Raw genomic sequence first — 8,017 nt, 5'->3', positions numbered from 1 at the left:
GACAGCACAAAAACACACCTCGCATCCAATCGATACGAGGTGTGTTTTAAATTATCATTTGCCTACTCACTGCGCTTTCGTCAAGTGCTTGGCCAGTAACATCGTGTAGTACCGATTCCCAGTTGGGTTCGGGTGCACGTTATCTTTATAGAACCAATTTGGGTGTCCTTGACTAAGGCCATGCCAGTCAACCACTTCAACGTTCGGGTAGCGTTTAGCCGCCCGTAAGATTGTCGCATTGACTTGATGCTCCCAGTTTCGTTGGCACGTGGGTGTTGACCCAGAAAATTTTGCGTTTCGGGCCAATCATCCGAATGACACTGTTGATCTGCGCATCCGTCATTGGGCTGTTCGTTCCCAAATTAATGACCACGTTATCGGCCAGAGCGCCCTTGGCTTGGAGCGCTTGGATCTGCTTTGGCGCTTGCCAAATTTGGCGACCAACAGCGGCCGACACGTAGGTGTTTGGAAAGACGGACTGAAGGTCTTTTGACACATCGACCATGACCGAATCACCAATCGCTGTGATCGAGAGATTTCTCGCTGTAACCAGCTGGCGTTTGGTCAGCCCATATTCTCTATGAACCGCAATTTCACGTTTAGTTAATTTAATTTTTGCTAACGCTTGTGCTTGTTTCTTTTGTTCCGCAGCTCGCTTTTCAGCAGCTTTCTGCTTCTTCAATGCCGCTGCATTACGTTTATCAGCCGCTTTTTGATTACGCTTGATATTCGTCTGAAGTGCCGTTTGCTTTGCTGATTGCCGAGATGGTGCGGTTGCAGCCCCAAATAAAGCGATGACCACAACGACCGCAGCCGGTAAAGCGACCCAACGTCGAAGCCCGTACACTGAATTTTTAGCGACTAATTCACGCAATAGTGTCGGTAGCTGACGATAGTTATACCGGCGCATTGGTCGTTCAAGGTACCGGTATGACAGGTCACTGACGATTAAGATCAAAGCCGCCTCAATCAATGCATTTAATACCGGATGCGCTGAAATGGTAACCTTGGCCTCGTAAAAAATCATAATTGGAAATTGATAAAGGTAAATCCCGTAACTGCGTTTCCCAATCCAGGTAAATAACCGGTTGGTCAACACCCGGTTCAAGATGCCTGCGGGATGGGCCACTGCTGCTACCAATAAAGCTGAAAACAGTGTAAAGACAAGCATGCCGCCACGATACGTAATCGTACTTTGACCAGATAGCGTCACAAATAACCACGCGATCACGGCGAGGCTAACAAAGCCCACCCCATTGATCAAGTATCGTTCTCGTTGCGGTAATTCGGCCTTCAGCTTCGTCGCAGGCCAAATAAAAGCCAATGCAACGCCTAACAAAATCGCAAACATCCGGGTATCAGTTCCGTAATAGACCCGGTTGGTGTTATCCGGACCCGCATACAGGATGCCCATCAAAATTGCCGAGATACCAGCCGTGGCCAAAACAATGTAAAAAATCGTTTTGCGTTGCCGAAATACCCACAAAAAGAGGACTAACAGTAACGGCCAAAAAAGATAAAACTGGCTTCAATCGATAATGACCAAAGGTGGGTAAAAGGTGATTCACCGTTAAACCGATCAAAATACGACTGTCCGTGACCGATTTCCCACCAGTTATAAACATAAAGCAGGTTAGTGCCGATAATTGCCTTCAGATTAACAAACAATGATCGTTGAAACAGCGTAATGTACGCCGCAGTTGTCAGTACCATCGTGACCAGTGCCGGATAAAGTCGTTTCATTCGGCGCCCGTAAAACGCGGGTATGTCAATTCGACCATTTTGTTCGTACTCTTGTAATAAAAGATCCGTAATTAAATATCCCGAAACCACAAAGAATATTGGCACACCAAGATAACCACCCTGTAGGCTGTAAGGTAGTAAGTGGTAAACGATCACCCCAAAAACGGCGATGGTCCGAATGCCATCGAATCCAGAAATATAGCGGCTGTTTTTCAGTCGTTTACTTCCCTGCTGTTGCATCAATTCTCCCCCATTTCAACTTTTAAACTTGTTAAGCGAATCAGTTACTATTCAACAAATTCAAAGGTGAAATCTTCAATTTGAACTAAATCACCATTGCGAGCGCCACGATCACGCAGAACTTCATCGACACCCATGCCACGTAACTGACGGGCAAATCGAAGCGTACTTTCCTCATGATCAAAGTTCGTCATTAAGAAGAGGCGCTCTAGTTTAGCACCGCTTAAGACCCAAGTACCATCTTCATCACGAGTCACATCAAAGTGATCAGTTGGCTCAGTCGATTCTGGTTCAGGTAACATCTGTTCAAGGTCATCCACACCCTTAACTGGGAAGGCTGGCGTTTGATCAAGCACTTCAACCGTCTTTTCAATCAACGGCGTTAACCCATCGTGAGTCACACTCGAAATGGCCATCACAATTGGTGCGGTTGGCAATGTGTCATCCGCGGCCAGTTTTTGTTTCAAAATTTCTAAGTTTTCCTTTGAGTCGGGAAGATCCATCTTAGTAGCAACCACGATTTGAGGCCGCAACAAGAGGTCTGGATCATACTTTCTCAGTTCATCGTTGATCTTTTGGAAGTCTTCGTAAGGGTCGCGTTCTTCAAAGCCACTGACATCAATCAAGTGAAGGAGTACCCGAGTCCGCTCAATATGGCGTAGGAATTCGATACCCAGACCGATCCCACTAGCAGCACCCTCAATCAACCTGGTAAATCGGCAACCGCAAAATCGCGACCATCGTTTAAGCGCACCATGCCCAGGTTAGGTGACAACGTTGTAAAATGGTAATCGCCAATTTTAGGTTTCGCACTCGTAATGGCAGCTAATAACGTTGACTTACCAACAGATGGGAACCCAACTAGCCCGACATCGGCCAATAGCTTAAGTTCCAACCGCACTCGCCGTTCTTCACCAGGTTCGCCATTTTCAGCGAGTTCTGGGGCCGGATTTTTAGGCGTCGCAAAGTGGACGTTACCACGACCACCACGGCCACCGTTAGCGGCAACGATCTCGTCATCTGGTTCAACGAGGTCCGCAATCACCATGTTGGTTTCATCATCAATCAAAGTGGTCCCTTGAGGAACTAAAATGATGCGTCTTCTGCGCCGCGACCAGTCATTCCTTTGATACCGCCCTTTTGACCAGACTCTGCCTTGAACTTCTGGTTATACCGAAAATCCATTAACGTCCGCAGTCCTTGGTTGACCCGAAAAATAACACTACCGCCGCGACCACCGTCACCGCCAGCAGGGCCACCATTGCTCATACTTTTCACGCCGGAAGGCAACCATTCCGTTACCACCATTACCGGCCTTTACATTTATCGTTACATGATCTACAAACATAATTTATCTCCATACTTCTTGAATTCGTTCAGTTGCTCTAACCTTGTCATTATCCAATGAAATGGCCGAAATTACCACAGTTATTTCAGATTTCGTCAGATTCTAATTTGTTTCAGGCATCTTGGCCAACGTTAAGTGAATCGTATCGGCCACTGGTTTCGAAATGCCCAGTTTCTGTAACTCTTCTGTGGAAGCGGCCGCGATCTTCTTCATTGAGCCAAATTCTCGTAATAACTTGTTCCGCGTTTTTGGCCCCACACCGGCAATATCATCTAACCGCGAACTCAACGAATTCTTGGCGTGGACTTTGCGGTGGAACGTAATGGCGAACCGGTGCACTTCATCTTGGATGCGTTGTAAGAGGTAAAACCCCTGTGACTTGGGATCCAAATGTAGCGGTGTATCCCCAACCTCTGACAACAAATCGGCAGTCCGGTGTTTATCATTTTTAACCATGGCCGCTACTGGAACGTTAAGTCCTAGTTCGTTTTCCAGAATGTCCTTGGCCGCTTCGAGTTGAATTGGGCCACCATCCATTAGAATTAGGTCAGGTAACGGAGCGTGTTCCTTCAACAACCGAGTGTAGCGTCGCCGAATCACTTCTTGGGTACTAGCCGTTTCGTCCGCATGATCAACTGTCTTAAGTTGTATTTTCGGTACAAATTTTTATTCGGTTGACCGTCCACGAAGACAACCATGGCAGAGACCAGGTCAGCTCCTTGGATGTGAGAGTGGTCGAAGGCCTCGATTTTATGGCCCGGCGCGATGCCCAATGCATCCGTAATCTCCTTCATCGCCCCGGTGGTCTTTTGTTCATCCAGTTCCAATAACCGGAACTTTTCTTCAAGGACGAGGCGCGCATTTTTACCAGCCATTTCTAGCAAAGCACGTTTTTCACCTCGTTGCGGCGTGCGCACCGGTACCGGTAGCATCTCCTCTAAAATATCCTTTGGTAAACTATCCGGAACTAAAATCTCCTTTGGCAACACACTGTTCTTTCGGTTATAGAACTGAATAATAAAACTCGTCATTTCTTCCACGTCACTGTTCACGATTGGAAACAGTCGTTTTTCCCGCTTGATCAACCGCGCTTGGCGAATAAAGAACACCTGCACGGACAACCAACCCTTATCCAGATAAAAGTTGAAAATATCACGTGGAGTCCGGTCGGTTGAAATGATCTTCTGCTTTTCAACGGTCACTTCAATGTAGTGCATCTGGTCACGAATCTCAGCTGCCCGCTCAAATTCCAATTTTTCGGCCGCTTCAGTCATCTGTTGATTTAAATGACGCTTCACGGTCGCCACGTTCCCGTTCAAAAACGACTTAATGTGTTCAATTTGACGCTTGTAGGTCGCTTCCGGCACTTCTTTAAAGCATGCGCCTAGACACTGACCCATGTGATAATACAAACACGGCCGGTTTTGGAAACCGGTACACCGTCGTAACGGGTAAACTTTTTGCAGAAAATGCAGCGTTTCCTCCGCTGCATACACGTTCGGATAAGGACCAAAATAGTACGCCCCATCCTTTCGAACGGTACTAACAATCAGCATCTGTGGATCACGTTCGTTGGTAATTTTAATGTACGGGTATCCAGTGCCCTGCTTTAGCTTGATATTGTAGTGGGGTTGGTGCTTTTGAATCAGCGTAATTTCGAGTAAAAAGGCTTCTTTGTCCGTCGACGTCACAATGGTCTCAAAATCAGCAATTTCAGACACCAAGCGAGCCGTTTTCCCCTCGTGACTACTCTTGAAGTACGACCGCACCCGGTTCTTCAGGTTTTTAGCCTTCCCGACATAAATAATCGTGCCGTTAATATTCTTCATCATGTAAATTCCCGGCATACCAGGCAACAACGCCAATTTATGCTCTAAATACTCTGATGCCACAGCGACCCCTCCTTCGTCATTCTCGACCTATCATTATAACCCGAATGCACGTTTGGGTAAAGGATAAGCACAGTGTGCGGAGTGAGGCGGTTAGAATGCGGAGTGTAAGGTGCTTGGGTAAAGGCGCCCGGGTCTGGCGTTTTTACCCAAGCCACCTTACATGCAGCGTTCTGCCTCACGCAGCACCATTCGGCACGGTAGCCTAAAACACGGTTACCTCCCCAAAAACAAAAAGCCCCCGCAGCCAACTTGGCCACACGAGGTTTAAGCCTGTTCCAATCTAATTTCCAATAATCTTACTAATAAAATCCTGTGTCCGCTCATTTTGCGGATGATTGAACAATTCGTTCGGTTCATTCTTTTCCAGAATATATCCGTCAGCCATGAACCAGACTTGGTCGGCCACTTCACGAGCGAAGCCCATTTCGTGGGTCACGACCACCATCGTCATACCTTCTTCGGCCAGTTCCTTCATAACGGCCAGTACTTCACCGACCATTTCAGGATCCAACGCACTGGTTGGTTCGTCAAACAACAAGACTTCTGGATCCATCGCCAAAGCACGCGCAATGGCCACCCGTTGTTGTTGCCCACCAGAAAGACTAGCTGGGTAAACGTCGGCCTTTTCACCTAAGCCAACCCGCTTTAGTAGGTTCAAAGCCTTTTCGCCAGCTTCGGCATCCGACATGTGCTTCACGCGAATCGGTGCCAGTTTCAGGTTTTCCAACACGGTCATGTTTGGGAACAGGTTAAAGTTTTGGAACACCATTCCCATCCGCTCGCGCATGGTCGTCAATTCATCTTCGGTGAAGCTTTGCGTATCCTTACCCTCAAACATCACGTGCCCGGCTGTTGGTTGTTCCAACAGGTTTAAGCAACGCAAAAAGGTACTCTTACCGGAACCAGAAGGTCCAATCACACAAATCACTTGTCCAGGTTCAACAACGCCATCGATTTCTTTTAGCACTTCGTTGTCACCGTATTTTTTTTCGAGTTTGTTAACCTCGATCAATGCATTACTTGGCATGTTTCATCTTCCTCTCGTAGAAGTTTAAGATTCTGGTCAGAATAAAGGTAATGACGAAGTAAATCATCATGCGACAAATACCGGCATAACGCCACGGTACGTATCCGCCCGCACAATGTTCAATTGGTAAATCAAGTCGGTAACCCCGATGATTGAGACAATTGAACTTTCCTTGATCAGGGAAATAAATTCGTTCCCTAATGCTGGCCAGATGTTCTTCAACGCTTGTGGCAAGACCACGTACCGCATGGTATCGGTCTTGGTTAACCCTAAACTAGCTGATGCTTCGGTTTGACCCTTCGAAACGGAGTTGATCCCACCACGAATAATTTCGGCAACGTAGGCCCCACTGTTTAAGGAGACCGCGATGATCCCGGAAAGTAACGCTGGTAAGTTCACAATGATCCCGATCCCGAAGTAAACAAACATCACTTGAACCATCAGTGGTGTCCCACGGACGAATTCAATGTAGGCAATCGCAATGGCGTGCAAAAACTTACTCTTGGCAAACCGCATCAAGGCCAGTAACGTCCCTAACGCAACCCCAAGTACAACGGAAACTGCGGAAATAATCAGCGTATATTCGATCCCTTTAGCGAAGTATTTCCAGTAATGTGGCATCGATGTATCGTTAGTGTTGACCTTCATGTATTTACCAGCATCAGCTAAATAACCTTCAGTCAGGTTCTTAGACTTGATTTGGGCAATACTCTTGTTGACGGCCGTTTCCAAGGTTGTTGAGCCCTTCTTAAAGGCAATTGCGGCCCCAATTTCGTTTTTGTTTAAGTGATAACTTGATGGAATCATGGCCAAATCTGGATCGTTCTTCACGTAAGCTTCAGCAGATGGCTTTTCAATTCCTAACGCATCGATTTTATGGGTCTTCAAAGCCAGCACAAGGTCGGTGTTTTTGTCCATCCCTTTAACCGTGCTACCTTTGATCTTATTCTTAGCCAATTCGTACTGCAGCGTCCCCGTTTGGGCACCGATTTTCTTGTTGGTCAGTTGCTTTTGGCTCGTAAACTTCGCCTTATCCGTCTTGTTGATCAAAAATGCTTGACCACCACTATAGTAGATATCGGAGAAATCAACACTTTGACGCCGCTTTGCGGTTGGGTTGATCCCACCGATCGCCACGTCGGCTTTCCCAGTTTGGATAGCAACCAAAAGTGAGTCATACGACATACTCTTCCACTTCAGTTTAACACCAAGGTCCTTACAAATTTTTTCCATGACCTTGATATCCATCCCAACGATTCGTTCCTTACCCTTTGTATCAGCTAAGAACTCGTATGGTGGATAATCGGGTGACGTGGCTACGACCAACGTCCCCTTATTTTTAATATGTTGCAGTGTTTGATCCGCGGCGTACGCGGTTTGATGAGTTGTACTGGTACTCATGCTCATAAAGAATAATAGCGATAAACCAATCGTTATCAGTACTTGAAGAATCCTTTTCCCCTGGACTTTCATCTACGAAACTCCCTCTCTAAAAAATTTAATACCATTACCTTACACCATTTTCATTGTTTATGCAACTTATCATATAAATCGGCTTATTTTATACATAAAGTAGACCAATTTAGGCGTTTTATGCACAGAAATATACATTTACACATTATTTAAAAAAAGATACCTGGTTGATCCAATTAACCAATAAGAAAAACTGCACCTTTGGAATTTCCTACTGTCGTTTGTGTCCAGCGTAAGCATATTTAGTTTGTGAAATGATTCTGGTTTTGGATAGTGGAAGGATGCCACGGGAGG

Annotated in this window: 2 protein-coding genes and 5 pseudogenes; all 7 read right to left on the bottom strand. The window is 46.3% G+C overall.

Features of this window, described 5'->3' with window-relative positions:
• Positions 1-66: 66 nt before the first annotated feature.
• The 7 genes and pseudogenes from JCM2765_RS15385 to JCM2765_RS15365 all read right to left on the bottom strand — a co-directional run bounded on the left by JCM2765_RS15385 (position 67) and on the right by JCM2765_RS15365 (position 7,723).
• A pseudogene (locus JCM2765_RS15385) lies at positions 67-1,983 on the bottom strand (acyltransferase family protein).
• A gap of 47 nt (positions 1,984-2,030) precedes the next feature.
• A pseudogene (cgtA, locus tag JCM2765_RS19330) lies at positions 2,031-2,246 on the bottom strand (Obg family GTPase CgtA); the annotation flags it as partial.
• A gap of 440 nt (positions 2,247-2,686) precedes the next feature.
• The gene (locus JCM2765_RS18860) at positions 2,687-2,884 is read right to left on the bottom strand and encodes a GTPase (RefSeq protein ID WP_263849481.1); all 198 of its coding nucleotides are present in this window, start codon (positions 2,882-2,884) and stop codon (positions 2,687-2,689) included.
• 39 nt (positions 2,885-2,923) lie between these two features.
• Positions 2,924-3,277, bottom strand: a pseudogene (obgE, locus tag JCM2765_RS18855) (GTPase ObgE); the annotation flags it as partial.
• A 156-nt stretch (positions 3,278-3,433) separates the two neighbouring features.
• Positions 3,434-5,223, bottom strand: a pseudogene (gene uvrC, locus JCM2765_RS15375) (excinuclease ABC subunit UvrC).
• 280 nt (positions 5,224-5,503) lie between these two features.
• Positions 5,504-6,250: an amino acid ABC transporter ATP-binding protein gene (locus JCM2765_RS15370; protein WP_054737453.1), complete on the bottom strand. Its 747-nt coding sequence runs from the start codon at positions 6,248-6,250 to the stop codon at positions 5,504-5,506.
• Positions 6,240-7,723, bottom strand: a pseudogene (locus tag JCM2765_RS15365) (ABC transporter substrate-binding protein/permease). The gene JCM2765_RS15370 and the pseudogene JCM2765_RS15365 overlap by 11 nt, the downstream one beginning before the upstream one ends.
• Positions 7,724-8,017 lie beyond the last annotated feature (294 nt).

The organism is Secundilactobacillus similis DSM 23365 = JCM 2765, assembly GCF_001311075.1.
Taxonomy (GTDB): Bacteria; Bacillota; Bacilli; order Lactobacillales; family Lactobacillaceae; genus Secundilactobacillus; species Secundilactobacillus similis.
Note: the sequence above shows the minus strand (reverse complement) of the source record. Positions and strands in the feature narration are given on the sequence as shown.

Coding starts and splice junctions, on each gene's coding strand:
- JCM2765_RS15370 (WP_054737453.1), bottom strand. CDS start 6,250: ATGCCAAGTAATGCATTGATCGAGGTTAACAAACTCGAAAAAAAATAC.